This is a genomic window from Arthrobacter sp. OAP107 (assembly GCF_040546765.1).
Taxonomy (GTDB): Bacteria; Actinomycetota; Actinomycetes; order Actinomycetales; family Micrococcaceae; genus Arthrobacter.
On sequence record NZ_JBEPOK010000001.1, the window covers coordinates 494,069 to 518,349 of the forward strand.

A 24,281-nucleotide genomic window follows, 5' to 3' on the forward strand; every position below is an offset into this window, starting at 1 on the left:
CCTTTGCGGTCGAAGTGCTATACAACGGAACTGACAGTGCACGACGGCGGCGCGTGCCGGCGTCGTGCACTGGGTGCTACTTGACGGGGCGGGCGGCGGCCAGCTCAGCCGCCACCGTAGGGGTGGCAACCACACCGCCGGCAGGGCGGGCGTCCTCGGGATCGGTCAGGTCGCGGTTGACGGTCTCGGGGGAGAGTCGCGTGGCGATGAAGCTGACGAGCATGGTCAGCGACATGTAGATGGCGACCGGGATCCAGGAGTTGCTGAAGAGGCCCAGCAGTCCGGCGCAGACCATCGGCGCGATGCCGCCGCCGATGATGGAGGAGAACTCGCGGCCCAGGGTGACCCCGGCGTAGCGGTAGCGGCTGCCGAAGATCTCCGGGAAGTAGCTCATGTGCACACCCACCACGCCCTGGCAGGCCAGCATGAAGCCCACGATGATCACGAGCACGATGGCCACGGGGGAGCCGGTGGTCAGGAGCATGAAGGCCGGTGCCGGGAAGAGGATGAGCGCTCCGGTGATCAGCGAGACGACCCGCCGACGGCCGATCTTGTCGGACAAGATTCCGAAGGACACAGCGGCGACGCCGCCGCAGAGCGCACCGATGAGCAGCACCGGCGGAATGAACTTGGGGTCCGTGCCGACGACGGTGATCAGGTACGAGGCCATGAAGACCTGGATGGTGTAGGACTGGGTGCTGACGCCGAAGTTCATGAGGATGACGCGCAGGACGTTGGCCTTGCCGTGCCTGGCGACTTCCTTGAGCGGGGCTGGCGGCTCGGTGCGGGCCTGCTTGATCTCTTCGAACACGGGGGATTCGTCCAGCTTGCGCCGGATGATGAGCGCGGCGACGGTGACGAAGATGCTGGAGAGGAAGACCAGCCGCCAGCCCCAGGTGAGCATGTCGTTCGGAGCCAGGGACTGGGCGGCGATCCACACCAGTGCCCCGAGGGCGGTGCCGGCAGCCGCGCCGACCATGATCAGCGAGGCCAGCTTGCCGCGGGTACCGGGGGCAGCGGATTCGGTGAGCAGTGTGGCGCCGCCGGATTGTTCGGCGCCGGCGCCGAAGCCCTGGGCTGCACGGCACACGCACAGCAGGACCGGGGCGAAGAGGCCGATCTGGTCGAAGGTGGGCAGCAGGCCGATGGCCAGCGTGGCGCCGCCCATCAGGAGCAGCGTGACCACGAGGATCCATTTGCGGCCGAGGCGGTCGCCGAAGTGGGAGAAGAAGATGCCGCCGAGGGGACGGAACAGGAATCCGACGGCGAAGGTGGTGAAGCTGGCGATCAGCGCAGCTGCGGGGGAGACGTTGGGGAAGAACAGTTTGCTGAAGACGAGCGCGGAGGCGGTGCCGTAGATGACGAAGTCATACAGTTCGAGGGTGGTGCCGATGAGGCCGGCGACGGCGGCCTTCCGGACTTTGCTTTGATCGACTTCCCCCGGGGGAACGTGTGCTGCTGTGGTCATTTCCAAACTCCTTTGAATGGATGTCCTGTGGTGATCGGGCTGGGGCCACGACCGCCGGGTTCCCTGGCCGAGCTTGCGAGGCTAGGGAGCGGTTGGGGAGGGTCAGTAGGTGATGAGTACTTTGAGGTTGGTGGGGTCGGTCACCGGGGCGGTGAGGGCGGCCGCGGCGTCTTCGAGCGGGAACGTGCTGGTGATGATGGACGGCAGGTCCACGACGCCGGAGGAGGCTAGGTCGATCGCCGTCGGGAATGCGTTGGCGTAGCGGAAGGCAGTGACGAGGTCGATCTCGTAGCGCTGGAGGAACCCGAGCGGAATGCCGTCCATCGTGGGTTTGGCCTGGCCGACGACGGTGGCGCGGGTTGCCGGGGCCAAGGTCTGGATGCCGTCCGCGAGGGCCCTCGGATTGCCGGAGCATTCGATCAGCCGGTCCATGCCCGCTAGGTCCAGCGGCGTGGTTGCGGTGTTGATGGTTCTGGTGGCGCCGAACTTCGTAGCGACGGCGAGACGGTCGTCGTTCACGTCCGTCACCACGATCTCGGCCGCGCCCCGGGCTGCCGCGACCTGGGCCACCAGCAGCCCAATGGGGCCGGCGCCGGTGATCAGCACGCGGTGGCCCTTCCGGACCTGCGCCCGTTCCACAGCCCAGACGGCGACGGCGAGCGGTTCGATCGCTGCCCCGATTTCGGCCGGGATGCTGTCCGGCAGCGGGTGGACGGCGGCTTGGGGCACCACGACGTGGCGGGCGAACAGCCCGTCGGTGGGCGGGGAACCGAAGCAGGTTCCGGCGGGGCAGAGGTTGTAGCGCCCGGCGAGGCAGGTGGGGCATTCCCGGCAGGGCAGGGCCGGTTCGATGACGACGGCGGTGCCCGCGGCGACGGTGGCCTGCGGTCCGGCGGCGATGACGACGCCGGCACCTTCGTGGCCCAGAACGGTGGGCTGGCGCAGCACGTTGGTGCCGTTGCGGCCTTCGGCGAAGTAGTGCATGTCCGAGCCGCAGATCCCGCCGGAGCGCATTTCGACCAGCAGGTCCTGCGGGCCGAGGACGGGCAGCGGCTTGTGCTCGATGCGCAGGTCGCGGGCGCCGTGCAGCACGGCGGCCTGGGTGCCGGTGGGAAGCCCGGCTGTTTTGGTTGACGGTATGGCTTGGGTGGTCATGGCGTGCTCCGAACGGTTTGGAGGAACGGTGCTGGAGTGAGGGAAGCGGCGGTGCCGGCCTCGGCGATGGCGGCCAGCGGTCCCGCTGAGTGGATGATGTCGATGAGCTCGCCGGTGCGCAGGATGAATCCGTCCCGGTCGGCCAGTTCCTCGCCGAGGAGGTGGTGGTCGCCGAGGACCCTGCGGGCGAGATCCTGGCCCGAGCGGGATCCTGCCGCCAGCCCGGCCAGCAGCCCGCGCGCCGGGTCCGCCATGTCGTGGGCCTGGGGGCCGGGGTCGAACCCGGCCAGGGGGGCGATGCAAGCGAGATACGCGGCGGTGGTGAGGGCCAGCAGCTGTGGCATCCCGCCGTCGTCGAGCATCTGCAGCGCCGGCAGCGGGATCCGCTGGCGGAGTTTGACGGACCCGTCGGAGCCCACCTGGCTGGTGCGGTGGCCCAGGGCCGTGTTGCGCCAGCGGGAGAAGAGCTGTTCCTCGTAGGCCTCCACGTCCACTCCGGAGGGCACCGTGACGCTGGGCAGGTACTCGTTGCGCAGGACGGAGCGGGCGGCTAGTTCGATGGTCGGGTGCGACACGGAGTCGGGGATGGTGGCGGCGCCGGTGAGGGCTCCGAGGTAGGCGATGAGGGAGTGCGTGCCGTTGAGCAGGCGGACCTTCAGCTGCTCGTAGCCGGCCACCTCGTCAGAGAACACCGCGCCGCCGGCTTCCCAGGTGGGGCGTCCGGCCATGAAGTTGTCCTCGACGATCCACATGGTGAACGGCTCGGCCGGGACCGGGATCCGGTCCCTGTAGCCGCGCCGGGATGAGACCAGGCTGCGGTAGTGCTCGGTGGTGGCCGGCACGATCCGGTCCACCATGGAGGAGGGGAAGCTAGTGCGGGTGTCGATGAAGGCCAGTGCTTCGGCGGCTTCGGCGGGCGGGAGAAGCGCGGCGAATTCGCGGACCAGCCGCTGCGTGTGGTGGCCGTTGTCGGCGAGGTTGTCGCAGCTGAGGATGGTGACGGGTTCGGCGTGGGTCCCGGACCGGTGCTGCAGGCCGCGGACGATCTGCCCGATCGGGGTCTGGGGCGAGCCGGGGTGGGCGAGGTCGTGCCGGATGGCCGGGTCCTGCAGGTTCAGGGAGCCGGTGGCCGGGGTGTAGTTGTAGCCGTTTTCGGTGACGGTGAGGGACACGATGCGGGTGCCGGCGTCGCCGATGGCCCTGACCACGCGGTCCGGGTCGGCGGCGGCGGTGAAGGCATCCGTGTGGACCCGGGGAACGGAAAACGTCGAACCCTCGGGTGATATTTCCACCACGGTGTAGAGCATGTCCTGGGCGTGCAGGGCGTCCGGGATGGCGGAGGAGCGGCTGGCGACGCCGATGATGCCCCAGTCGCCGCCGTGGGCGGTGACGGCGGCGTCGGTGTAGACAGCTTGGTGTGCGCGGTGGAAGTTGCCGAGGCCCAGGTGCACGATCCCTGCGGCCGGTGCTGCCGGCCGCCGCAGGATCCCGGGGAGGGCCGCGGAGAGCGGGGGAGCGGAAGTCATGGTCACCAGTCCTTCATGGTGCCGTCGAGCTCGCGGGCGACGGGCAGGTAGGCCTGTTTGTAGGGGAAGCGGGCGGCTGCGTCCTCGTCCACGTGCACGCCGAGGCCAGGTTGGTCGCCGGGATGGAGGTAGCCGTCCTCGAAGCGGAAGCTGGACTGGAACACTTCGGACACCAGGGGGTCGTAACCCATGTATTCCTGGATGGCGAAGTTGGACGTGGCCAGGCCCAGGTGGAGGGAGGCGGAGAGGTTGATCGGCGAGACGTCGGAGGGGCCGTGCGGCGCGCCCTTGATCTGGTAAACCTCCGCCAGGGCCAGGATCTTGCGGACGTGGGAGATGCCTCCGGCATGCACGACGGCGGTCCGAATGAAGTCGATGAGGCGTTCGGTGATGAGGTGCTCGCAGTCCCAGACGGTGTTGAAGACCTCGCCGATGGCCAGCGGGACGGTGGTCTGCTGGCGCAGGGTGCGCAGCAGGCGCTGGTTTTCCGCGGGCGTGACGTCCTCGAGCCAGAACAGGTCCACGTCCTCGAGGGACTTGGCCAGCCGGGCGGCTTCGGTGGGGTTGAGCCGGTGGTGGACATCGTGCAGGAGCTTGAGCTCCGGGCCCACGTGCTCGCGGACCGCGGCGAGGACCTTCGGGGCGTGGCGGAGGTAGGCGGAGGTGTCCCAGTCCTCTTCGACGGGTCCGGCGCCGCGGCCCGCCGGTTCGTAGCTGGCCGCTCCGCGGGTAACGCCGTAGACCTTGTCCAGACCCGGAACGCCGGACTGGACGCGCACCGCCCGGAAGCCCTGTTCCCGGCGGCGGTCCACGGAGTCGAGGAGCTCGGGAACGTCCCAGCCCGTGGCGTGGGTGTACGTGAGGATCTTGTCCCGGGCGGCGCCGCCGAGCAGCTGGTAGACGGGAACGTCCAGGGCCTTGCCCTTGATGTCCCACAGTGCCAGGTCGATGGCGCCGATCGCGGCCATCGTCACCGGACCGCGCCGCCAGTAGGCGCCACGGTAGAAGTACTGCCAGGTGTCTTCGATCCGGTCAGCGTCCCGGCCAAGCAGGGCGGGGGCGAGGTGGTCTCGGAGGTAGCTGGCGACCGAGAGTTCGCGGCCGTTGAGGGTGGCGTCGCCCCAGCCGATCAGCCCATCGTCGGTAGTGATCTTCAGGGTGACGAAGTTGCGGCTGGGGCTGGTGACGAGGACGTCGACGTCGACGATTTTTCGGGTCATCGGGAAATCACTACATTCTTGAGTGGCTGGTTCGCGGACAGGCGGGCGATGTTTTCGGCGATCTCGAGGGCGCGTCCGCGGAAGGTTTCGGCGGTGACGCCGGAGGAGTGCGGGGTCATGATGACGTTGTCGAGCCGGCCGAACGGCAGCGATGACGGTTCGCCGCGGCCGTCGGTGCCCGGGTACTGGTACCAGACGTCGATGGCGGCGCCGGCGATCCGGCGCTCCTTCAGGGCCTCGTAGAGTGCGGCTTCGTCGACGACAGGGCCGCGGGCGACGTTGACGAGCTGTCCGTCGGGGCCGAGGTCGTCCAGTTCGGCCGCACCGATCAGGGAGGTGGTTCCGGCGTCGAGCGGGATGCTGACGACCAGCACGTCGGATTCGCTGAGGGCCTCGCCCAGGCGGTCCGTGGTGCCGGTCCACCGCAGGGATTGTTCTTCCGCGTTGACTGAGCCGCTGCGGGTGATGGCGATGCCCTCCGCGCCGAAGGCCTGCAGCAGTTTCCAGGCGGCGCTGCCGATGTGGCCGAAGCCGAGGAATGTCACCACCGCGCCGCGCAGCGTTTCTGGCTGGCGGATGTCGGGGGAGTAGACCGAGGAGGACCAGACGCCGGTGCGCAGGGCGGCATCCTGGCCCAGCAGGTTGCGGCGGAGGGCCACGAGCACGGTGGCGATGTGTTCGGCAATGGAGCCCTCATGGTGGAAGGTGTTGGCGCAGACGGCTCCGGCGGGCAGGGCGTCCGCGTCGATGCCGTCGTAGCCGGCGCCGGCCACGTGGACCAGCCTCAGGTTCCGTGCCTCGGCGCCCATGGTTGCGGTGAACTTGGGCCCCACGTAGACGTCGGCGTCCTTGAGGTCGGTCAGGACTGAGTGTTCGTTCCAGCTGTCGTGCCAGGAAGTGACGGTGCCTTCCGGCAGCGCCGCCTCGAAGGTGGCGCGCTGGGGCATCAGGTTGGAGTCTGCGATGACGATTCTCATGGTTACTTTCCCTGGAGGGTGTGGTCGGCGGTGCGGGCGGCGAAGGTAGAGCCGCGCACGATGAGCTGCGAGTTGAGGTGGACGGCCTCGGTGGCGGTCGGTTTGCCGGCGATCTGTTCGAGGAGGAGTTCGAGGGCGAGGGAGCCGCTGCGGGTGATGGGAACGCGGACGGACGTGAGCCCGGGTTCGGCGGCTGCGGCGATGTCGAGGTCGTCGATGCCCACCACACTGATGTCCTCAGGGCAGTGGTAGCCGAGCGTCCGGGCGCCGGCGAGCATGCCGATGGCGACGAGGTCGTTGTAGGCGATGACGGCGGTGGCACCGCTGGCCACCACCGAAGCGGCGGCGGCCAGGCCGCCGTCGACCGTGGCATTCTGGTTGCCCACGGTGACCAGTTCGATGCCCCACTCTTCGCAGAGTCGGGTGATGGCGGCAAGACGCTGGCCGTTGGCCCAGGAGGAGGCCGGGCCGGGGATGTAGGCGAGCTTGCGGTGGCCGAGGGCGTGCAGGTGCTCGACGGCCTGCCGGATCCCCTCGCCTGCTTCCATCAGCACGCGGGCGGCCTGGTCTGCCTCGCCGTTGATCACGACGAGCGGCGCGTTGCCGGCCAGGTCGTGGATCTGCTCCGACGGGAGCCGCGGAGAGCAGAGGATGATGCCGTCCACGCCGGTGGCGAAGGCCGCGAGGTGGTCGCGCTCGCGGCCGGAGGACTCGCCGGTGTCGGCCAGGACCATGCGGTGCCGGCCGTGCCAGGCCTGATCCTGGATGGCCTTGATGAGGGCGGCGAACACCGCGTTGGAGATGTCCGGAACGACGACGCCGAAGGTCCGGCTGCCGCTGAGTCCCGGGACGTCGTAGCCAAGCTGAGTGGCAGCGTCCATGACCTTCTGCCGGGTTTCGGCGGCGAGTCTGCCGGGGTCGCCGAACGCCCGTGACGCTGTGGCGAGTGAGACGCCCGCGAGCTTTGCGACGTCCGTAAGTTTGGCCGGCATCGGTCCTCCAGTTGCTTCGTTGAAACCCTTCTCCTCAATTATGGAAAGAGTTGTACAAAGTTGTCAAGGGTTTTCCATGAGTTGCATCACAGGGTTGAATGGATGGGCCTGGATTGCCAAGGACCGCGATAACGCAAGAAGGACGACGGCGGGTGGTCCCGCCGTCGTCCTTCGTTTGCCTGAGTTTTTGTACAGATAATGGGCGCTAAACGCCCCTTGAAGTCGCGGCACGTGGACAAAAACTCCAAGGTGGGCGGCTTAGAGGTTTGCGGCGAGGTGCTCCCCGACTGCGAAGGCCCGGGTGATGGCCGAGCCCAGAGTTGCGCCGCCGCCGGGGTAGTTGTTGCGGAAAACCCCGGCGGAGACGTTGCCCGCGGCGTAGAGGCCCGGGAGGGGCTGCCGGCGCCGGTCCAGGACGCTGCCGTTGAAGTCGGTGTCCAGGCCGCCGGAGGTTCCCAGCACGCCGGCGGAAATCCGGACGGCGTAGAACGGAGCCGTCGCGAGCGGGGCCAGGCACGGGTTGGGGGTGTTGGCGGCGTCGCCGAGGAAGCGGTCCTGCGGCGTGGCGCCCCGGTGGAACTCCGTGTCCACCCCCTCCGAGGCGTCGGCATTGAACCTGGAAACCGTGGCTGCCAGTCCAACCGGATCAATCCCCACCTTGCCGGCCAGCTGGTCCAGCGAATCCGCCGCCGTCATCCACGCGGCCGGAGAGCCCGCGCCCGAGCCGGCCACCGGGTACTTCGCCAAGTACGCAGCGTCGAACACGAGCCATGCCGGGTTGTTCTGCTGGCGGCCGGTCAGCGGGTCAACGGAGGCGAACACCCGGCAGGCATCGTGATAGTTCAGGGCCTCATTCACGAACCGCTTCCCGGCCGCGTTCACCGTGATCGAGCCGGGAAGGGTCATTTCCACGTTCCCCATCCGGCCGGACCGCACGCCGTCGTACTCGTGCGAGGCCTCGGAAATCACCGGCACACCCCAGATGGCGGTCATGTCCGCCACCGCGGCGCCGGCCTTCAGCCCCAGCTCCAGGCCGTCGCCCTCGTTGGACGGCGCGCTGATAGGCGTCACCGGAAACGGCAGGAACGCCCGGCGCAACCGCCCGGGTTCCATTCGAAACCGCCGGAAGCGAGCACGACGGCGCCCGCTGAGATGGTTTTGCCGGCTGCAACGCCGCCGAGGGTCACCGTCCACTTGTCACCATCGCGGACCAGGTCATCGACCGGCGCGGAGACTGCGATCTCCACGCCGCGGTCCAGCGCACTCGCCAGCAGCGACCCCACCAGGGCGCCGCCCATCGTCCGCACGCCCGCGGAGGCCCGCCGGGCCAGCAGCTCCGGATCAGCCGCGCGGCCGTTAAGCTGGTCGCGCTCGGTCATGGTCAGGAGCGGAAAATACGACGACGGCCGGATCGCCTCCGCGAGGCCCGGGTACCCCGACGGGTCGAAGGCACCGTTGTCCAGGCTGCGCCCGCCGTCGGCCGCGCCCTGCCATTCCATGTGGTAATCCGGGCGGGCGATCGGTGTCAGCGACAGCCGGGTTTCGGCGTCGAGATAGGCGACGGCGCGTGGCGCCATGGTGACATACCACTCCACTTCTTCACGGGTCAGCCCGTGCCCGGCGGCCTCGGTCAGGTAGGCGACGCCGTCCTCACGGCTGTCCCGGTACCCGGCCTGCCGGGCGAGGTGGTTGTTCGGCGCCCATATCACGCCGCCCCCGGCCGCAGTAGTGCCGCCGAGCAGTGCGGCCTTCTCCGCCACCAGCACCCTCAGCCCCGCATCGGCCGCCCGGACCGCGGCGACCAGGCCGGCCGCACCGCTGCCCGCAACCACCACGTCGTAGGTGCCCTCGATGTTCCGTGCGGGCGTAAGCAGCGGGCCCGACGCCGTGCCGCTCACGGCGTCGCCTCCGCTCACGCCCGGGCCTCCGTCATTGCGGCAGTCCCCGCTGGGCGGGCCGACTGCGCGGACGGCATGTCCACCACGATCTTCCCCACCGGTTCGGATCGGCTGCGCATCAGTTCGAAGGCCTGCTGCAGGTCCTCGAAGCGGAAACGGTGGGTCAGTAGCGCGCGGGCCTGGTCGCGGTGCCGGGCCAGCAGTTCCAGCCCTGCCGGGATGAGGTTCAGGCTGTTCCGGCTGCCCAGCAGGTCGATCTCCTTGAAAGGGATGGCGTTCATCGGGACGGACGCGGTCCGCGCCGAAATCCCCACCTGCACGATCCGTCCGGCGCTCGCCACCAGGCGTATGGCGGTTTCCAGCGAGGACGGAACGCCTGTGGCCTCAATGACCAGCTCCGGGCGGGACGAATCCGTCAGCGCATCCAGCCGGGCGGCCTGGTCCGCGCCGGGGAAATCCGCACGGGGATCCACCAGCAGCGTATCGACGGCGCCAAACATGGAAGCCAGCGCCAGCCGGTCCGGCTCGGTGTCGGCGCAAACGACGTTCACACCCAGATCGGTCAGGTACAGCGTGGCGAGCAGCCCGATCGGACCGCTGCCCAGCACCAGGGCTGTTTCTCCCGGAGATGGCCGCCCCCGGTTCACCGCCTGCATGGCGATGGACGCGGGCTCGGCCACGGCCGCGAGATCCAGTTCCAGGCCGTCCGGGACAGGGCAGAGCTTCTCCGCCGGCACGCTGACCAGCTCCACGAGCGCGCCGTCCGAATAGCACCCGATGCAGCCGATGTTCTCGCAGACGTTGAACCGGCCCAGGCGGCACGGGCGGCAGCGTCCGCAGTAGACCACCGGGCTGACGGCAACGCGGTCGCCGGCGCGGATGCCGGCGTCGTTGTCTCCGATGGCCTCGACGATGCCGGCGAATTCATGGCCTTGGATGACCGGCAGCCCGGCCGGATAGTCGTCCTCCCAGATGTGCAGGTCAGTCCCGCAGAGGGTGACGTTGTGGACACGGACCAGGGCATGGCCCGGCTCGAGGGCCGGCTGCGGAACGTCCTCGTACCGGAGCGTCTCCTTGGAGATGGTGCGCGCGATCAGCATGGCGCGCTCCTAGTTCCGCGTGGTGCCGGCGCCGGCGTCGGCATCAAAGAAGACGTTCCACTGCCGGATGCTGCGCTGCTCCACAAGGCCGTTGCGATAGAACGGGTCCTGGTCCATCAGGGCCTCGACGTCGGCCTTCGAGTCAGCCTCGATGATCAGGAGCGCGCCTGGTTCCTCCTCCGGCCCGAACGGACCGCTCTTCATCAGTGTGCCGTCGTCGAACTGCTCCTGCAGGAATTCCACGTGGCGGGGGCGGTGTTCGTCCCGGCCTGCGGACGAGTCGGCGGTGTAGGCGTAGGTGACGGCGAATGTTCCCATGGTGTGTCCTCATCGTTGAGTGGATGTTCCCTCCATCGTGGCCACCGGGATTGTGCCGCGTCCAACACTTATTTGGTCAATGAGTATGTGTGGAAAGCACATAATGTACGACGGCGGGAACCGGGGCTGGGTGCCTCAGCTGACCTGGGTGCCAGCCCGTGGATACCGGCTCAGCCGGCCGGCGTCGGGAGGACTTCCTCGGCGATGGCCAGAGCCAGTGCCAGGGCGGGGGAGATGCCGGCGGGGTTCCAGGCGAGGCCTGATTCCAGCAGGGGCGCGGTGCCGTTCAGCGGGATGAACACGGTGCCCCCCGGCATGATGCTGGCGACGGAGGAGGGCATCAGGCTGACCCCGACGCCGCCGGCAACGAGCGACAGCGCGGTGTACGGATCCGTGACTTCCTGTGCCACCCTTGGCCGGAACCCGGCGGCCGCGCAGGCGGCGAAGATGGCCTCGCGGAGCGTGGATCCCTGAGCGGCGCGCATGGTGACAAAACCGTCGTCGGCCAATTCGGCAAGCCTGACCGCCGGCCGTTCGGCCAGCGGGTGGTCCACGGGAACGGTGGCGCCGAGCTGTTCGAGCGCGATGCTGCGCGTGGACAGCGGGCCGGCATCGAGTGGCAGTCCGACGAAGGCGAGGTCCAGCGAACCGTTGCGGAGCTGCTGCAGGGCATCCTGGGTCAGCAGGCCGCCGGTGAGGGTCAGATCCAGGGACGGGTAGCGGTGGCGGAGCGCCCGGGTCAGCGGGGGAAGCGTTCGATGATTCAGCGCTCCGGAAAAACCGATGCTGAGCCGGCCGTAGAACGTGCCGGGTTCGGTGACGGCGGAACGGCGGGCGAGATCAAGTTCGTCGATAATCCGGCGGGCGTGGGGGAGAAAGGCGACACCCGCCGTCGTCATGGCCACCGAGCGGGTGTTGCGCTCAAACAGATCCGAGCCCAGCTCCTTCTCGAGCTTCCTGATGGTCTGGCTTAGCGGCGACTGGGCCATGCGGAGGCGGTGCGCTGCCCGGCCGAAGTGCAGTTCCTCGGCCACGGCAAGGAACGCCTCAATCTGCCGAAGCTCCATCCGGTTCCTCCTGTGCCCTCGAAACGGCAGAACTATCCCACGAAAAGGCAGATAATGCCCTCAAATCGGCAATTTGAGGGCATTATCTGCCAGTTCGCGCTCCGCTGGGTGCTACTTGACCGGGTTGCCCAGCTGCCGCAGCGGGGTCTTGTGTGTTTCGCGGGCCCAGTACGCACCGGCCACAGCCAGCAGGGATGAGGCCGCGACGATCCAGGCGGCGGGGACCCCAGTTGGCCTTGTCCGCGCCGACCAGCGCGGTGCCCAGCAGCGGCGTGAAGCCGGCGCAGAGGATGCCGACCTGCAGGCCGATTGCCATGCCCGAGTAGCGGACCTTGACGTTGAACAGCTCGGAGAACCAGGCCGGGTAAATCGCGTTGGACATGGAGTACGTGCCGGCGGTGATCACGGTGCTGGCGAGGAAGATCATGGGGATGTTGCCCGTGGAGATAACGGAGAAGTACACAAAGATCATGAGCCCGGATCCGAGGACGCCTGCGATGAACACCGGGCGCCGGCCGAAGCGGTCCGAAAGATGGGCCAGCAGCGGCTGGCTGAACATGGCGATGACGTTGCCCAGGATACTTACCCACAGCATGGTGGACGCCGGGACGCCGACGGACACGGCATAAGCCAGGCCGAAGGACTGCATGAAGGTGTTGGTGACGGTCTCGAAGGACATCAGGGCAACCTGGAAGAACTGCGCCGGGTGGGTCTTGAACATCTTGGCGAAGGGGAGCTTCACCAGTTCGCCGTGATCGTGCTTTTCCTCGAAGACCTCGGGCTCCTCGAGGGAACGCCGGACCAGGTAAGCGACCACCAGCACCACGAGGGACAGCCAGAACGGGATGCGCCAGCCCCAGGCGAGGCGGTCCGCCTCGCTCATTGCGGCCACGGGAAGGAACGCGAGCGAAGCCAGGACGATGCCAGCGGAGATGCCGCTCATGGCGAAGCTCGCGAAGAAGCCGCGGCGGCCCTCGGGAGCCTCCTCGGTGGACAGGGCGGAGGCGCCGGCGGTTTCCGCGCCGGCTGACAGGCCCTGCATGAGACGCAGGAGCACCAGCAGGGCGGGGGCCCAGTAGCCGGCGGTGTTGAAGTCCGGCAGGGCGCCGATCAGGAACGTGGCCGATCCCATGAGCACCAGGGTCAGGACGAGGGTGTTCTTGCGGCCGATCTTGTCCCCAAGGTGGCCGAAGACGACGGCGCCGAAGGGGCGGGCCACGTAGGCCACGCCGAAGGTGGTAAACGAGGCGATGAGGGCGACGGTGGCATCGCCCGCCGGGAAGAAGATCTTGGAGAAGACCAGTGACGCCGCGGTGGCGTAGATGAAGAAGTCGTAGTACTCCAGCGCACCGCCAAGGAAGGCGGCGAGGGCGGCCTTCTTGGCCCGCTTGAGCTGGTACTGCTTCGCCTCAGCGGTCTGGGTGGGGGCGAGATCGGTCATTGCAAGGGGTCCTTCCGCACTGAAAGACGGGGTCCGAATTGTTGATTTGTGCGTATCGCGAACAGCCGTGCGATATGCGACTAGAAAAAGGATAGCGCAGAGTGAAGCTGCTCACAATCCGGTTTTGTTTGTCCGCACCCGGCCGGATGGCGGCCCGTATTCTTGGTACGTCAGGAACAGTGCGCAGCTTCCATACGTCCGGGCGGTCATCGCTGGAGGTTGCCGGGAGGTGCAGGGAGCTCATGGACGAACAGCCGGCCTACTTTGTGAAATCGGTCGAGAAGGCGTTTGACGTGCTGCGTGCCTTCACCCCGGACACTCCCCGGTTGACCGTGTCCCAGGTGGCCGCGGCGGCGGATATGACCCGGGCTTCCGCCCGGCGGTTCCTTCTCACCCTGGCCGACCTTGGCTACCTGCGGGCGGACGGGGCGCATTTCGAGCTGACCGCGCGCTCGCTGGACATCGGGCGGTCCTTCCTGGCCAACCTCGAGCTTCCGGCCATTGCAGACCGTCACTTGAAGGCGCTCGCTGCCGAACTGAACGAGACCACGTCCCTCTGCATTCTGGACGGGGCCGACGTCGTGTACGTCGCCTGCGTGCCCTCGCCCCGGCTGCTCAGTGTGACCATCACCGTGGGCACCAGGTTCCCGGCGTGGGCCACTTCCATGGGGCGCGTGCTGCTGGGCGCCCTGATTGAGGCGGATCTGCAGGCCTACTTCGAAACCGTGCGGCTGCAGAAGCTGACCGAGCACTCCGTTGCCAGCCTGGAGCAGCTGCGGGCTGAAATCGAGCGGGCCAGGTCCAAAGGGTGGGCCATGGTCTCGCAGGAACTGGAAGAGGGGCTGCGCGGCGTGGCGGTGCCGGTGTGCCGCGGCCACGAGGTGGTGGCGGCCGTCAATGTTTCCCTGCAGACGCACCGGTCACCTGCCGAGGACATTGAAAAGTCCGTGGTGCCGGGCCTGCAGGAGGCAGCCCGGCAGATCGGCCTGGACTACGGCGGGGACGCGTCCGGGCTGCGGCGGGCCTGATGGCCAACTCGCCCTCCGGCGAATCCGTCATTCAGCGCGTGGTGAAGATCCTGGATGCCTTTTCGAAGGGCAGGCCGCGGATGTCGCTGAGCGAACTGGCCCGGGCTACCGGCATGTCCAGCAGCACCGCCCACCGGCTGGCCAACGATCTGGTGGACAGCGGGCTGCTGAACCGCAGTGAGGCAGGGGACTACGGCGTGGGCATGAAGATGTGGGAACTGGCATCACGCAGCAACCCGCTCGAGGAATTCCGGCGGCGGGGCCTTCCGTTCCTCGAAGGCGTCCACGCCGCTGTCCGTGAGCAGGTCTCCCTCTCCATTCCCGACGTCGGTTCCGGCACCGTGCTCTACCTGGAACAGCTGGACCGGCACGGCACCGCCACCAACCTGGCCGCTGTGGCCGGCCGGCTCCTGATCCACAACACATCCTCCGGCATGGCCATGATGGCGCACATGCCCCGCGACGTGCAGGAGCGGTTCCTGGCGGGGCCGCTGGAGAAAACCACGGCCGCCACGGAGACCGACCCGGTGCGGCTGCGCGCCCAGCTCGCCCTGATCCGCGAGCGCGGGTACGTCCGCATGGCCGGCGTCCTGGTCAAGGAAAACACTGCCTACGCCGTCCCCGTCTTTGGCGAGGGCAACAGCGTGATCGGAGCGATCGCCGTCGTAATTCCGACGGCGGACGAGGACCCGAAGGTGGTCCTTCCGGTCCTGGTGGCCGCAGGCCGCGGCCTGTCCCGGACCATGGGCGCAGAGCGCCGCCCGTACGGCACACGGCCCTGGCTTCAGGGCACCTGACGTCGGCGCTTAACGGCCTACCCGGCGCGTCTGCGGCACACCGCCGTCCCGTTGAACGGGAAATTTCGCCGCAGCGCTTGTCCCTGCTCCTAGTGTTTTCCTCCAGAGCGACAGCCACCTGACACGGTGCAGGCTCAACCCTTCGGCCCCCACCAACCTCGGTGCCGGCCGCCCTGGAAACTCAATGAGGAGAACCTATGGGACCTGTCCAGCCCCCAACCCCCGCCGTGGAGACCGCCGTCCTGGAACGCGCGGAGAGCCTTCCGGCGAAGACCCCGCGGAAGGCCGCCCTGGCCTCCTTCCTCGGCTCCACGCTGGAGTACTACGACTTCTTCATCTACGGCACGGCAGCCGCGCTCGTCTTCCCGAAGATCTTCTTCCCAGGCGGAGACCCGGTGGTGGCCCTGCTTGGCGCGATGGCCACGTTTGGCGTCGGCTATCTTGCGCGGCCCCTCGGCGGCGTCATCATGAGCCACTTCGGCGACAGGATCGGCCGGAAGCAGGCGCTGATGATCACGCTGGTGATCATGGGCGTGGCCTCGATCGGCATCGGCTTCCTGCCCACCTATGACCAGATCGGCTACTGGGCCACGTCGCTGCTCCTGGCGGGCCGGCTGGCGCAGGGATTCTCCGCCGGTGCCGAGTCCGCCGGCGCGTCCACCCTGACCATGGAGCACTCCCCGGAAGGACGCCGCGGCTTCTTCACCAGCTTCGTGATGACCGGCTACGCCTCCGGCATGGTGCTCTCCACGGTGGTGTTCATTCCCCTCGCCGCCCTTCCCGAGGAGCAGCTGCTCGGCTGGGGTTGGCGCGTCCCGTTCTGGCTGTCCGCTGTGGTGCTGCTGGTCGCTTACTGGATCCGCACCCGGCTTGAGGAGCCGCCCGTGTTCGAGGAGACAGTGGAAGCGAAGAAGCCCAACGGCATCCCGGCAGCCGAGGTGCTGAAGACGCAGTGGCGCGACGTCCTGCGCGTGGCCCTCGTGATGCTGTTCTCCGTCATGCAGACCACCTTCACGGTTTATGCGCTGGCTTACGCCACGGGCAAGGGCATCGGCCTGGACCGGACCCTCATGCTTACCGTCAACGCCGTCACCATAGGCCTGTCCATGTTCACCATCCCGCTGGCCGGCATCATCTCGGACCGGGTCGGCCGCAAGAAGGTGCTCCTGGTGGGTTCCCTCGGCTGCGCCGTCACCTCGTTCGGCTACTTCTGGGCCATCAGCGAGCACAACGTCGCCTTGATCTTCGTCTTCGGCTTCCTGAACATGTCCGTCTTCTACTCCTGCTGGAACGGTGTGTGGACCGTCTTCTTCCCCGAGATGTTCCCGGCGCCGGTCCGCTACTCCGGAATGGCCATCGGCAGCCAGGTGGGCCTGATCCTCACGGGCTTCGCTCCCGCCATCGCCACCGTCCTGGCCCAGCCGGGTCCCGGCGGCTGGATTCCGGTGGCAGTCTTCACCGTGGCCTGCCTGGCAGTCTCCGCGGTCGCCATCGCCACGGCCCGCGAAACACACAAGACACCGCTCGAGGAGCTCGGCCTGCCGCGCCAGGGCCGGATGTCCGCCTGACGCCCCGGCCCCGCTCAGAACCACCTCGCCCCTCTCAGAAAGAAAGTTGGAACCATGACCCCGCCATCAACCGCCCCCCGCACGTACCGAGCCGGCATCGTGGGCTGCGGCGCCATCTCCCGCAACCACCTCGAGGCCTTCGGCGCCCTGGACAACGTGCAGGTGGTGGGGGTGTGCGACATCGACATGGACCGGGCACGCGCCACCGCCCGGAACTGGGACGTGCCGAACGCGGTGAACACCGTGGACGAGCTCCTGGCGCTGGGCGTGGACATCGTCTCGGTCTGCACGCCCCACCCCACCCATGAAGAGGTGGTGCTCAAGGCTGCGGCAGCAGGGGTGCACGTGCTGTGCGAGAAGCCGATCGCCACACGGCTCGAGCCGGCCGCGGCGCATGGTGGAGGCGTGCGAGGAGGCCGGCGTGCAGTTCGGGGCGCTGTTCCAGCGCCGCTTCTGGCCGGCCGCCCAGAAGATCCGCTCCGCCATCGACGACGGGACGCTGGGCCGGCCCCTCATGGCCCAGTGCTCGGTGATGCTGCACCGCGCGCCGGAATACTATTCCCGCGACGCGTGGCGGGGCACCTGGGAGAACGACGGCGGCGGCGTCCTCATGACGCAGGCCATCCACCAGATCGACCTGCTGCAGTGGTACCTCGGCGACGTGGCGGAGGTCTACGGGAAGGTCAACACCTTCAGGCACGGCGACTACATCGAGGTGGAGGATTCCGCCACTGCGGTCATCACCTTCACCTCCGGCGCCATGGCAACGCTGGAGGCGTCGACGGCAGTGTCCCCCAACCTGGGCATCCAGCTCCGGATCACGGGCGAAACGGGTGCCTCGGCATCGCTGACAGAGTTTCCCGAGGGCAGCGACGGCCGGCTGGACCTGTGGGCCGTCGGGGAGAAGATCGCCGTGGAGCCCGTCCATCCGGAGGGCGTGGAGCCGAACGTCGATCTCTCCACCATCAACGGCCAGCTGATTCCGCACCACACCAGCCAGGTCCGCGACTTCGTGCAGGCGCTGGACGCCGGCACCGAGCCCGCCATCACCGGCAAGGACGCCCTCAAATCGCTGCGGATCCTGCTGGCGGTCTACGAGTCCTCGCGCACCGGGCGGCCCGTCCGCTTCAAGGACGTCCAGGTTCCGTCGGCAGTCAAGGTGCCGGCCGACGTCGAGGTTTCAGCCGAAACCCGCGTTCCGGCGGAAGCGGCGGGCTAGGCCATGACGGAACGCTACGCTGCCCGCCCGCTCACCCTGGGCCGGAACGGCCGCACGCCGCGGACCCTCCGCAACCGGCTCGCCTCCGCCCCGATGGAACGCAACTACGGGACGACCGACGGGCACATCACCGAGCAGTACATCGACTACCTCGTCACCCGGGCCAGGGCCGGCCTCGGACTGGTCACCACCGAAGCCACCTACGTGCGGGCCGACGGCAAGGGCCGCACCCACCAGCTCGGCCTGCACACCGACGCCGTGGTTCCCGGGCTGCGCAGGCTCACCGACGCGCTGCACGCGGAAGGTGCGCTGGCCGCCGTCGAACTTAACCACGGCGGCCGGACCGCCCAGACGGCCGTGTCCGGGCACAAGAACGTGGCGCCGTCGCCGGTGCCGTGCGCAGTGGCGGGCGGGGAAGTGCCGCTGGAACTGACCGCGGAGGAATGCCACGGCCTGGTGGCGTCCTACGCCGCGGCAGCCCGCCGGGCCGTGGCCGCCGGCTTCGACGTGATCAATATCCACGGCGCGCACGGCTACCTGATCCACCAGTTCATGTCGCCCATCTCCAACCACCGCACGGACGAGTTCGCCGCCCCGGAGCACTTCCTGAACCTGGTCATCGACGCCGTCCGGGAGGCGGCGCCGGACGCCATTGTGGGGGTGCGGGTGTCCGTCGTGGAGGGCCCGGCGGGCGGCATCAGCGCAGAACAGCAGGTGGCCATCATGGCCAAAGCGCACCTTGACCGGCTGGATTTCCTGGACCTGTCCGCGGGCAGCTACGACGCCGGCGAATGGATCGTGCAGCCCGGCGAGTGGAAACCGGGCCTGCTCCGGGACTACGCCGCGGCGTACCGGCAGTTCGGGCTTCCGCTGGGCATGGCTGGCAGGCTGAACTCCCCGGCCGTGATCGAGGAGGTCCTCGGCGACGGCGTCTGCGACTTCGTCAGCCTGGCCCGCGCCATCCACGCGGACCCCGCCTTTGTGGGCGGCGTCCTGCACGGTGAGGCGTACCGTCCATGCATCGCCTGCAACGTCTGCATCGATACCCTCGGCCAGGGGCAGGTCACGTGCACCGTCAACCCCGCCGTCGGGCGCTCCCAGGTTCCCGTTCCGACGCCGGCGGTCAAGCCGGGCACCAGGGTGGCCGTGGTGGGCGCCGGCCCGGCGGGCCTCACCGCCGCCCGGGAACTTGCCCTGGCAGGTGCGCAGGTCACCGTGCTCGACGACGGTGCCCGGCTGGGCGGGCAGTTCTCCCTCGCCGAACAGATGAAGTCGACGCCGGACTTCCACCGCTTCACCGACTGGTCCGCCGCCGAGAACGACCGCTTGGGTGTTGACGTCCGGCTGGGCAGCCGGGTGGATCCCAGCGACGTTGGGACGCTGGTCCGGGAAACCGGGGCCGACGCCGTGGTGCTGGCCACCGGCGGGACCCGGCCCGGCGCCGGCTTTCCCGGCGCCGATCTGCCCGGCGTGACGGACGTGCGCGACTGGCTCGCCGCCCACCCCGAAGTGCTGAACGGCGGCGGCGTCCCGGACGCCGTGACCATCTGGGGTGCGGATTCGGTGGCGATGAGCCTGGCCGACACCCTCGCGGACCGCGGCACCGCGGTGCTGCTGGTGGGGCAGCAGGAGGTCCTCGCGCCCGAATCCGGGCGCCGGGCCAAGATCCTTGCCGTGCCCCGGCTCGAACAGAATCCCCGGGTCCGGGTCCGGCTGGGTGCCACGATCGAGGAGTACGACGGCGGCCGGATCCGGATCGCCGGCACGTCCCCGAACGGGGCCGCCCGGGAATGGCTGGACGCCCCGGGGAGCCTGCTGGTGTCCCGTTCGGTGCTGCCGCTTGACGGTTCCGTCCCCGCAGAGCGCCGCGAGGCAGGCCTGGCCCGGGCGGCCGGCGTGCCGGTGGCGTACGCCGGAACAGTGGTGGACCAGGCCTCGGCCATCGCCTCCAACGCGGTGAAAAGCGGGTATGACGCCGCGCAGCGCATCGCCGCGGCACTCGCCGTCCCGACCCCTCGAACTCAGCATGAACGGAGCAGCATCATGACCGCACCGCGCCGGCAGCTGGGCCTGGCCCAGCTGTCCCTGCTCAACACCGCCCCGCCGCAGCTGGTAACCATCGCCCGGGAAGCCGGCTTCGGCTTCATCGGCGCCCGCGTCCGCCCCGTCACGCCGAACGAGCGGCCCTACGACCTGCAGCCGGGGTCGCCGATGCTGAGGGAGACCCTGGCCCGGATGGACGACACCGGGGTCACCGTCCGCGACATCGAGTTCCTGCTGCTGGACGGCACCGACCAGCGCGACGCGTGGCTGGCCATGATGGCGGCCGGGCAGGCCCTCGGTGCGGCCTCCCTGACGGTGGCCGCGTCCGATCCCGACACTGCCCGCCTCGCAGACACCCTGGCGCGCATGACGGAGGACGGCCGCAACCACGGAATCGTCCCCACGCTGGAACCCATCTCCTACCAGGCAGTGAACTCCATCCCCGCCGCGGTGGCGCTGGCCCGCACGTCGGGCTGCAGCATCGTGGCGGACGCGCTCCACCTGAACCGCTTCGGGGCCGTCCGGGGCTCCGTGCAGTGGCAGGACCTTGTGGCGAACCGTGGCCTGGTGCCGATGCTGCAGCTGTGCGACGGGCCGGCCGCGCATCCGGCTGACCGTGCGGCGCTGGTGGCCGAGTCCCGCTCGGAGCGCGGTGTTCCAGGGGAAGGCGGCTTCGACCTTGCCGCCCTGGTCAATGTTTTCCCCGCCGATGTTCCGGTGAGCGTGGAGGTGCCGTCGGACACCACGGTGGCCCGGCTGGGGGAGCTCGGTTGGGCACGGAAGCTCAAAGCTGCAGCCGACGGGGTGCTGCAGGAAGCGGACAACTTCCAGAAAGCAGGAACCAAGTGAGCGAAGCACTGGAAAGCGAAGCGCTGGAAAGCACGACGGCGGAACCGGCGCCCGGCGTCGTCATTCCCCTGATCGGCCTGGGCACCTGGCCGATGACCGGCGGGGAGGCCACCGACGCGGTGGCCCGCGCCATCGCCAACGGGTACCGGCACATCGATACAGCCGAAAACTACGGCAACGAGGAGGCCGTGGGGGAGGGGATCCGCCGCAGCGGAATTGCCCGCGGCGACCTGTTCCTGACCACCAAGTTCAACAGCCAGTGGCATGGCAGGACGGGTGTGCGTGAGGCCTTCGGCGCGGCAACCCGGCGGCTCGGTACCGAATACCTTGACCTCTTCCTGGTCCACTGGCCGAATCCGTCCAAAGGCCGGTTCGTCGAGGCGGCGGAGGAGCTCCTTGAGCTGGCCGGTGAGGGGCTGATCAGGTGCTGGGGTGTCTCCAACTTCAAGCCGGCCCACCTGCGGGAACTGCAGGCGGCAGGCCTGGAAACACCGCTCAACCAGGTCCAGATCGATCCCGAAACCCAGCAGCCGGAGCAGCTGGCCTTCCACCGGGAGCACGGCATCCTCACCGCCGCGTACAGCCCGCTGGGCCGCAGCGGCGGCTTCCTCTCGGACCCGGCCGTCACGGGCCCCGCCGGGGCGCACGGCAAGACGCCGGCGCAGGTGGTCCTCCGCTGGCAGGTCCAGTCCGGCCGGGTGGCCATCCCCAAGTCCGCCGACGGCCGGCGGCAGCGCGAAAACCTCGACGTCTTCGGCTTCGCGCTCACCGAGGCGGAAATGGCCGGCATCGACGCCCTGGACACGGGCGCGCCGCCGCGGCTCGACTCGGACCAATTCGGACACTGAAAGAACCACTGGAGCAAGAAATGACCTTCCCGACTGATGCAACAACACCCACCGCCGACACCCTTGACTGCGACGCCCTTAGCTGCGACGTCCTGGTGGTGGGCTCCGGCGCGGGTGGCCTGGCCGCCGCCGTAACAGCGGCGTACCACGGCCTGAAAGTGGTGGTGGTGGAAAAGGCGGACGTGTGCGGCGGCGCCACGGCATGGTCGGGCGGCTGGGCCTGGGCGCCTGGTAATCCGCTGGCCAGGGCTGCCGGCGTCACCGAGGACAAGGAGTCCTTCCGGACCTACCTCCGCAGCGTCCTGGGGGCCGACTACCAAGCCGACAGGGTGGACGCGTTCCTGGAGGCCGTGCCGCACATGGTGGGCTTCTTCCACCAGAAGACGTCGCTGCAGTTCGTCCCCGGCGCCAGGATCAACGACATCTACGGCGGGCTTCCCGGCGCCGGGACCGGGCACCGCTCGGTGGGGCCCAAGCCGATGAACGCCCGGCGGATCCGTCCCGAGGTGCGCGCCAAGCTTCGGCACCAGCTGTACGAGACCTCGTTCCTGGGAATGGGCATCATGGCAGGACCGGACTTGTCCAAATTCCTGTCCGCGTCCCGGGGCAATCCGCGCGGGATCTTCCATGCGGGCTGGCGCTTCGGCCGGCACATGCTGGATCTGCTGATACACCGGCGCAACATGCAGCTGGTCAACGGCACGGCCCTGACCGGCAGGCTGCTGCACTCGGCAGACCGCTTCGGCGTGGACATCCGCGTCTCCACGCCGGCCCGGCGCCTGCTGACCGACCGGGCAGGCGCGGTGACGGGCGCCGTCGTCGGAACCCCCAAAGGGGAGCTGCAGATCAATGCTTCACGCGGTGTGGTCCTTGCCGCCGGCGGTTTCCCGCAGGATATGGAGCGCCGGAAGGAGCTGTTCCCGCACACGCCTACCGGGCGAGAGCACTGGACGCTGGCGCCTGCCGAGGCCAGCGGCGACGGCATCAGCCTGGGCCAGCAGGTGGGCGCCCGCTTCCGGAGCGACGTGAAATCCGCGGCGGCGTGGTGCCCGGTGTCGCTGGTGCCGTACCGCAACGGCCGCACCGGCACCTTCCCGCACATCATGGACCGCGCCAAGCCGGGCAGCATCGGCGTCCTGCGCAGCGGGAAGCGGTTCGTCAACGAGGCCAACGGGTACTACGACTACGTGGCCGCGATGCTGGCGGCCACGCCGGCGGGGGAGCAAGCGGAGGCCTGGCAGATCGCCGACTCCCGCTTTGTGCGTCGCTTCCCGCTGGGCATGGCCAAGCCGCTGCCCGTCCCGCTCTTTCCCTACCTGCGGTCCGGCTACCTGAAGAAGGGCCGCACGCTTGAGGAACTTGCCGCCCGCTGCGGCATCGATCCCGCCGGGCTGAGGGAAACGGTGGAGCGGTTCAACCGCCATGCGGCCGACGGCGTCGATCCCGACTTCGGCCGCGGCTCCACGTCCTTCAACCGGTACGGCGGTGACGCCACGGTGACGCCGAACCCATCGCTGGGCGCCATCGAGAAGGGCCCGTTCTACGCCGTGCGCGTGGTGCCGGGCAGCTTCGGCACGTTCGCCGGGCTGGACGTGGACGGCCGCGCCCGCGCCCTGGACGGCGCCGGCCGGCCCATCCCGGGGCTGTACGTCGCCGGCAACGACCAGGCCAGCGTGATGGGCGGGCACTACCCGGCCGGCGGCATCAACCTCGGCCCGGCCCTCGCGTTCGGATACGTCGCCGGCCGCGACCTCGCCGGCGCCGTCGAGTACGAGGACGACGGGACGGTGCCGGCGGAAACCGCTGAGAAGTCAGCCCATTGACACCCGTCCTGCCGGACCATATCCTACAACCAAATGGTTGTAGATCAGCTTAGCGATGCCGAACTCGACCGCCTCTTCCAGGCGTTCGCAGACACCACCCGGCGGGACATCATGCGCCGGGTGACGGTGGGCGAGTATTCGGTGACCGGCCTGGCGGCCCTCTACGCCATGAGCTTTGCCGCCGTTCAAAAGCACGTGGCGGTGTTGGAACGCGCCTCCCTGGTCACCAAGGAGAAGCGCGGAAGGGAGCAGATCGTGCGGGGCAACCATGACGGCCTGGAAAAGGCCCGCCGGCTGCTGGACGAGTACGAGGCGATCTGGCGGCAGCGCGTCGCCCGGATCGCAGACATCCTCGCTGAAGAACTCACTGAAGAATAGGAAGGGTCCGGCAATGACGGTCATCAGTTCCACCAAGAATCCCGAGGCACTCAGCTTCGTCCTCGTGGCAGAGTTGGACGCCGACGTGAAACGCGTCTGGCAGATCTGGGAAGACCCGCGGCAGCTCGAGCGCTGGTGGGGCCCGCCCACCTGGCCGGCAACATTCAGCCAGTACGAATTCACCCCCGGCGGCGAGGCTTCGTATTACATGACCGGACCGGAAGGTGAGAAGGGATACGGCTGGTGGCGCATCACCGACATCGAGGCGCCGCACCGTCTCGAGTTCGACGAAGGCTTCGCTGACGACAACGGCGCACCGGTGGAGGCCATGGGCAGCGCGCACGCCACGGTCACCCTCGAGGACATCGGCGGGCGAACCCGGATGACCGTCCACTCCGTCTTCGAGTCCGAAGAGCAGATGAACCAGATGATGGAGATGGGCATGGAAGAGGGAATGAGGGAGGCTGCCGGACAGATCGACGCCCTCCTGGCCGAGCCCGCCCGCGCCTGACTTATTCGGGCACAACGCAAGAGGACGACGGCGGGAATGTCCCGCCGTCGTCCTC

The 24,281-nt window shown here is 68.8% G+C and carries 21 protein-coding genes and 1 pseudogene; 10 read left to right on the plus strand and 12 right to left on the minus strand.

Annotated elements, in window-relative coordinates; all coding sequences use genetic code 11:
• Positions 1 to 76: 76 nt before the first annotated feature.
• The 12 genes from ABIE00_RS02230 to ABIE00_RS02285 all read right to left on the minus strand — a co-directional run bounded on the left by ABIE00_RS02230 (position 77) and on the right by ABIE00_RS02285 (position 13,162).
• On the minus strand, positions 77 to 1,468 hold the full coding sequence (locus ABIE00_RS02230; RefSeq protein ID WP_354256189.1) for an MFS transporter: 1,392 nt from the start codon (positions 1,466 to 1,468) through the stop codon (positions 77 to 79).
• 102 nt (positions 1,469 to 1,570) lie between these two features.
• Positions 1,571 to 2,623, minus strand: a complete 1,053-nt coding sequence (locus tag ABIE00_RS02235; protein ID WP_354256192.1) for an NAD(P)-dependent alcohol dehydrogenase — start codon at positions 2,621 to 2,623, stop codon at positions 1,571 to 1,573.
• Positions 2,620 to 4,149, minus strand: a complete 1,530-nt coding sequence (locus ABIE00_RS02240; RefSeq protein WP_354256194.1) for a mannitol dehydrogenase family protein — start codon at positions 4,147 to 4,149, stop codon at positions 2,620 to 2,622. Before ABIE00_RS02240 ends, ABIE00_RS02235 begins: the two co-directional genes overlap by 4 nt.
• Before the next feature lie 2 nt (positions 4,150 to 4,151).
• On the minus strand, positions 4,152 to 5,369 hold the full coding sequence (gene manD, locus ABIE00_RS02245) for a D-mannonate dehydratase ManD (RefSeq protein WP_354256197.1): 1,218 nt from the start codon (positions 5,367 to 5,369) through the stop codon (positions 4,152 to 4,154).
• The gene (locus ABIE00_RS02250; RefSeq protein WP_354256200.1) at positions 5,366 to 6,346 is read right to left on the minus strand and encodes a 2-hydroxyacid dehydrogenase; all 981 of its coding nucleotides are present in this window, start codon (positions 6,344 to 6,346) and stop codon (positions 5,366 to 5,368) included. Before ABIE00_RS02250 ends, manD begins: the two co-directional genes overlap by 4 nt.
• A 2-nt stretch (positions 6,347 to 6,348) precedes the next feature.
• Positions 6,349 to 7,338 carry a LacI family DNA-binding transcriptional regulator gene (locus ABIE00_RS02255; RefSeq protein WP_354256203.1) on the minus strand — a complete coding sequence of 330 codons (990 nt, stop codon included), beginning with the start codon at positions 7,336 to 7,338 and terminating at the stop codon, positions 6,349 to 6,351.
• Between the two features lie 258 nt (positions 7,339 to 7,596).
• Positions 7,597 to 8,409: an FAD-binding protein gene (locus tag ABIE00_RS02260; RefSeq protein ID WP_354256206.1), complete on the minus strand. Its 813-nt coding sequence runs from the start codon at positions 8,407 to 8,409 to the stop codon at positions 7,597 to 7,599.
• Positions 8,406 to 9,254: an FAD-dependent oxidoreductase gene (locus ABIE00_RS02265; protein ID WP_354256208.1), complete on the minus strand. Its 849-nt coding sequence runs from the start codon at positions 9,252 to 9,254 to the stop codon at positions 8,406 to 8,408. The genes ABIE00_RS02260 and ABIE00_RS02265 overlap by 4 nt, the downstream gene beginning before the upstream one ends.
• The gene (locus ABIE00_RS02270; protein WP_354256211.1) at positions 9,251 to 10,336 is read right to left on the minus strand and encodes a zinc-dependent alcohol dehydrogenase; all 1,086 of its coding nucleotides are present in this window, start codon (positions 10,334 to 10,336) and stop codon (positions 9,251 to 9,253) included. Before ABIE00_RS02270 ends, ABIE00_RS02265 begins: the two co-directional genes overlap by 4 nt.
• A 9-nt stretch (positions 10,337 to 10,345) precedes the next feature.
• Entirely contained in the window at positions 10,346 to 10,654 is a 309-nt protein-coding gene (locus ABIE00_RS02275) for a YciI family protein (RefSeq protein ID WP_354256213.1), read from the minus strand.
• 170 nt (positions 10,655 to 10,824) lie between these two features.
• Positions 10,825 to 11,721: a LysR family transcriptional regulator gene (locus ABIE00_RS02280; RefSeq protein ID WP_354256217.1), complete on the minus strand. Its 897-nt coding sequence runs from the start codon at positions 11,719 to 11,721 to the stop codon at positions 10,825 to 10,827.
• 82 nt (positions 11,722 to 11,803) lie between these two features.
• A complete protein-coding gene (locus tag ABIE00_RS02285) occupies positions 11,804 to 13,162 on the minus strand; it encodes an MFS transporter (RefSeq protein WP_354256220.1) in 1,359 nt (452 codons plus the stop codon).
• A gap of 242 nt (positions 13,163 to 13,404) precedes the next feature.
• Here ABIE00_RS02285 and ABIE00_RS02290 point away from each other — a divergent pair, with 242 nt between their 5' ends.
• From ABIE00_RS02290 to ABIE00_RS02335, 10 genes and pseudogenes are all read left to right on the plus strand, one after another.
• Positions 13,405 to 14,190, plus strand: a complete 786-nt coding sequence (locus ABIE00_RS02290; protein ID WP_354256222.1) for an IclR family transcriptional regulator domain-containing protein — start codon at positions 13,405 to 13,407, stop codon at positions 14,188 to 14,190.
• Positions 14,190 to 14,987: an IclR family transcriptional regulator gene (locus tag ABIE00_RS02295; RefSeq protein WP_354256225.1), complete on the plus strand. Its 798-nt coding sequence runs from the start codon at positions 14,190 to 14,192 to the stop codon at positions 14,985 to 14,987. The genes ABIE00_RS02290 and ABIE00_RS02295 overlap by 1 nt, the downstream gene beginning before the upstream one ends.
• Positions 14,988 to 15,184: 197 nt before the next feature.
• A complete protein-coding gene (locus ABIE00_RS02300; protein WP_354256228.1) occupies positions 15,185 to 16,555 on the plus strand; it encodes an MFS transporter in 1,371 nt (456 codons plus the stop codon).
• 54 nt (positions 16,556 to 16,609) lie between these two features.
• Positions 16,610 to 16,885: pseudogene (locus ABIE00_RS02305) on the plus strand (Gfo/Idh/MocA family protein); the annotation flags it as partial.
• A gap of 91 nt (positions 16,886 to 16,976) precedes the next feature.
• Positions 16,977 to 17,774: a Gfo/Idh/MocA family protein gene (locus ABIE00_RS02310; RefSeq protein WP_354256231.1), complete on the plus strand. Its 798-nt coding sequence runs from the start codon at positions 16,977 to 16,979 to the stop codon at positions 17,772 to 17,774.
• Positions 17,775 to 17,777: 3 nt separating this feature from the next.
• On the plus strand, positions 17,778 to 20,666 hold the full coding sequence (locus tag ABIE00_RS02315) for an oxidoreductase (protein ID WP_354256234.1): 2,889 nt from the start codon (positions 17,778 to 17,780) through the stop codon (positions 20,664 to 20,666).
• A complete protein-coding gene (locus tag ABIE00_RS02320) occupies positions 20,663 to 21,514 on the plus strand; it encodes an aldo/keto reductase (RefSeq protein WP_354256236.1) in 852 nt (283 codons plus the stop codon). The genes ABIE00_RS02315 and ABIE00_RS02320 overlap by 4 nt, the downstream gene beginning before the upstream one ends.
• A 20-nt stretch (positions 21,515 to 21,534) precedes the next feature.
• Positions 21,535 to 23,337, plus strand: coding sequence for an FAD-dependent oxidoreductase (locus ABIE00_RS02325; RefSeq protein ID WP_354256239.1), 1,803 nt, complete (start codon positions 21,535 to 21,537; stop codon positions 23,335 to 23,337).
• A gap of 33 nt (positions 23,338 to 23,370) precedes the next feature.
• Complete coding sequence (locus tag ABIE00_RS02330) at positions 23,371 to 23,715, plus strand: ArsR/SmtB family transcription factor (RefSeq protein ID WP_354256241.1); 345 nt, start codon at positions 23,371 to 23,373, stop codon at positions 23,713 to 23,715.
• Positions 23,716 to 23,728: 13 nt separating this feature from the next.
• The gene (locus ABIE00_RS02335) at positions 23,729 to 24,226 is read left to right on the plus strand and encodes an SRPBCC family protein (protein WP_354256243.1); all 498 of its coding nucleotides are present in this window, start codon (positions 23,729 to 23,731) and stop codon (positions 24,224 to 24,226) included.
• Positions 24,227 to 24,281 lie beyond the last annotated feature (55 nt).

Bases quoted from the DNA above. Each gene is read 5' to 3' on its own strand.
- ABIE00_RS02280 (WP_354256217.1), bottom strand. From the start codon at position 11,721: ATGGAGCTTCGGCAGATTGAGGCGTTCCTTGCCGTGGCCGAGGAACTG.
- manD (WP_354256197.1), bottom strand. From the start codon at position 5,369: ATGACCCGAAAAATCGTCGACGTCGACGTCCTCGTCACCAGCCCCAGC.
- ABIE00_RS02295 (WP_354256225.1), top strand. From the start codon at position 14,190: ATGGCCAACTCGCCCTCCGGCGAATCCGTCATTCAGCGCGTGGTGAAG.
- ABIE00_RS02330 (WP_354256241.1), top strand. From the start codon at position 23,371: ATGGTTGTAGATCAGCTTAGCGATGCCGAACTCGACCGCCTCTTCCAG.
- ABIE00_RS02270 (WP_354256211.1), bottom strand. From the start codon at position 10,336: ATGCTGATCGCGCGCACCATCTCCAAGGAGACGCTCCGGTACGAGGAC.
- ABIE00_RS02240 (WP_354256194.1), bottom strand. From the start codon at position 4,149: ATGACTTCCGCTCCCCCGCTCTCCGCGGCCCTCCCCGGGATCCTGCGG.
- ABIE00_RS02250 (WP_354256200.1), bottom strand. From the start codon at position 6,346: ATGAGAATCGTCATCGCAGACTCCAACCTGATGCCCCAGCGCGCCACC.
- ABIE00_RS02255 (WP_354256203.1), bottom strand. From the start codon at position 7,338: ATGCCGGCCAAACTTACGGACGTCGCAAAGCTCGCGGGCGTCTCACTC.
- ABIE00_RS02315 (WP_354256234.1), top strand. From the start codon at position 17,778: ATGACGGAACGCTACGCTGCCCGCCCGCTCACCCTGGGCCGGAACGGC.
- ABIE00_RS02335 (WP_354256243.1), top strand. From the start codon at position 23,729: ATGACGGTCATCAGTTCCACCAAGAATCCCGAGGCACTCAGCTTCGTC.
- ABIE00_RS02290 (WP_354256222.1), top strand. From the start codon at position 13,405: ATGGACGAACAGCCGGCCTACTTTGTGAAATCGGTCGAGAAGGCGTTT.
- ABIE00_RS02275 (WP_354256213.1), bottom strand. From the start codon at position 10,654: ATGGGAACATTCGCCGTCACCTACGCCTACACCGCCGACTCGTCCGCA.
- ABIE00_RS02300 (WP_354256228.1), top strand. From the start codon at position 15,185: ATGGGACCTGTCCAGCCCCCAACCCCCGCCGTGGAGACCGCCGTCCTG.
- ABIE00_RS02235 (WP_354256192.1), bottom strand. From the start codon at position 2,623: ATGACCACCCAAGCCATACCGTCAACCAAAACAGCCGGGCTTCCCACC.
- ABIE00_RS02230 (WP_354256189.1), bottom strand. From the start codon at position 1,468: ATGACCACAGCAGCACACGTTCCCCCGGGGGAAGTCGATCAAAGCAAA.
- ABIE00_RS02325 (WP_354256239.1), top strand. From the start codon at position 21,535: ATGACCTTCCCGACTGATGCAACAACACCCACCGCCGACACCCTTGAC.
- ABIE00_RS02285 (WP_354256220.1), bottom strand. From the start codon at position 13,162: ATGACCGATCTCGCCCCCACCCAGACCGCTGAGGCGAAGCAGTACCAG.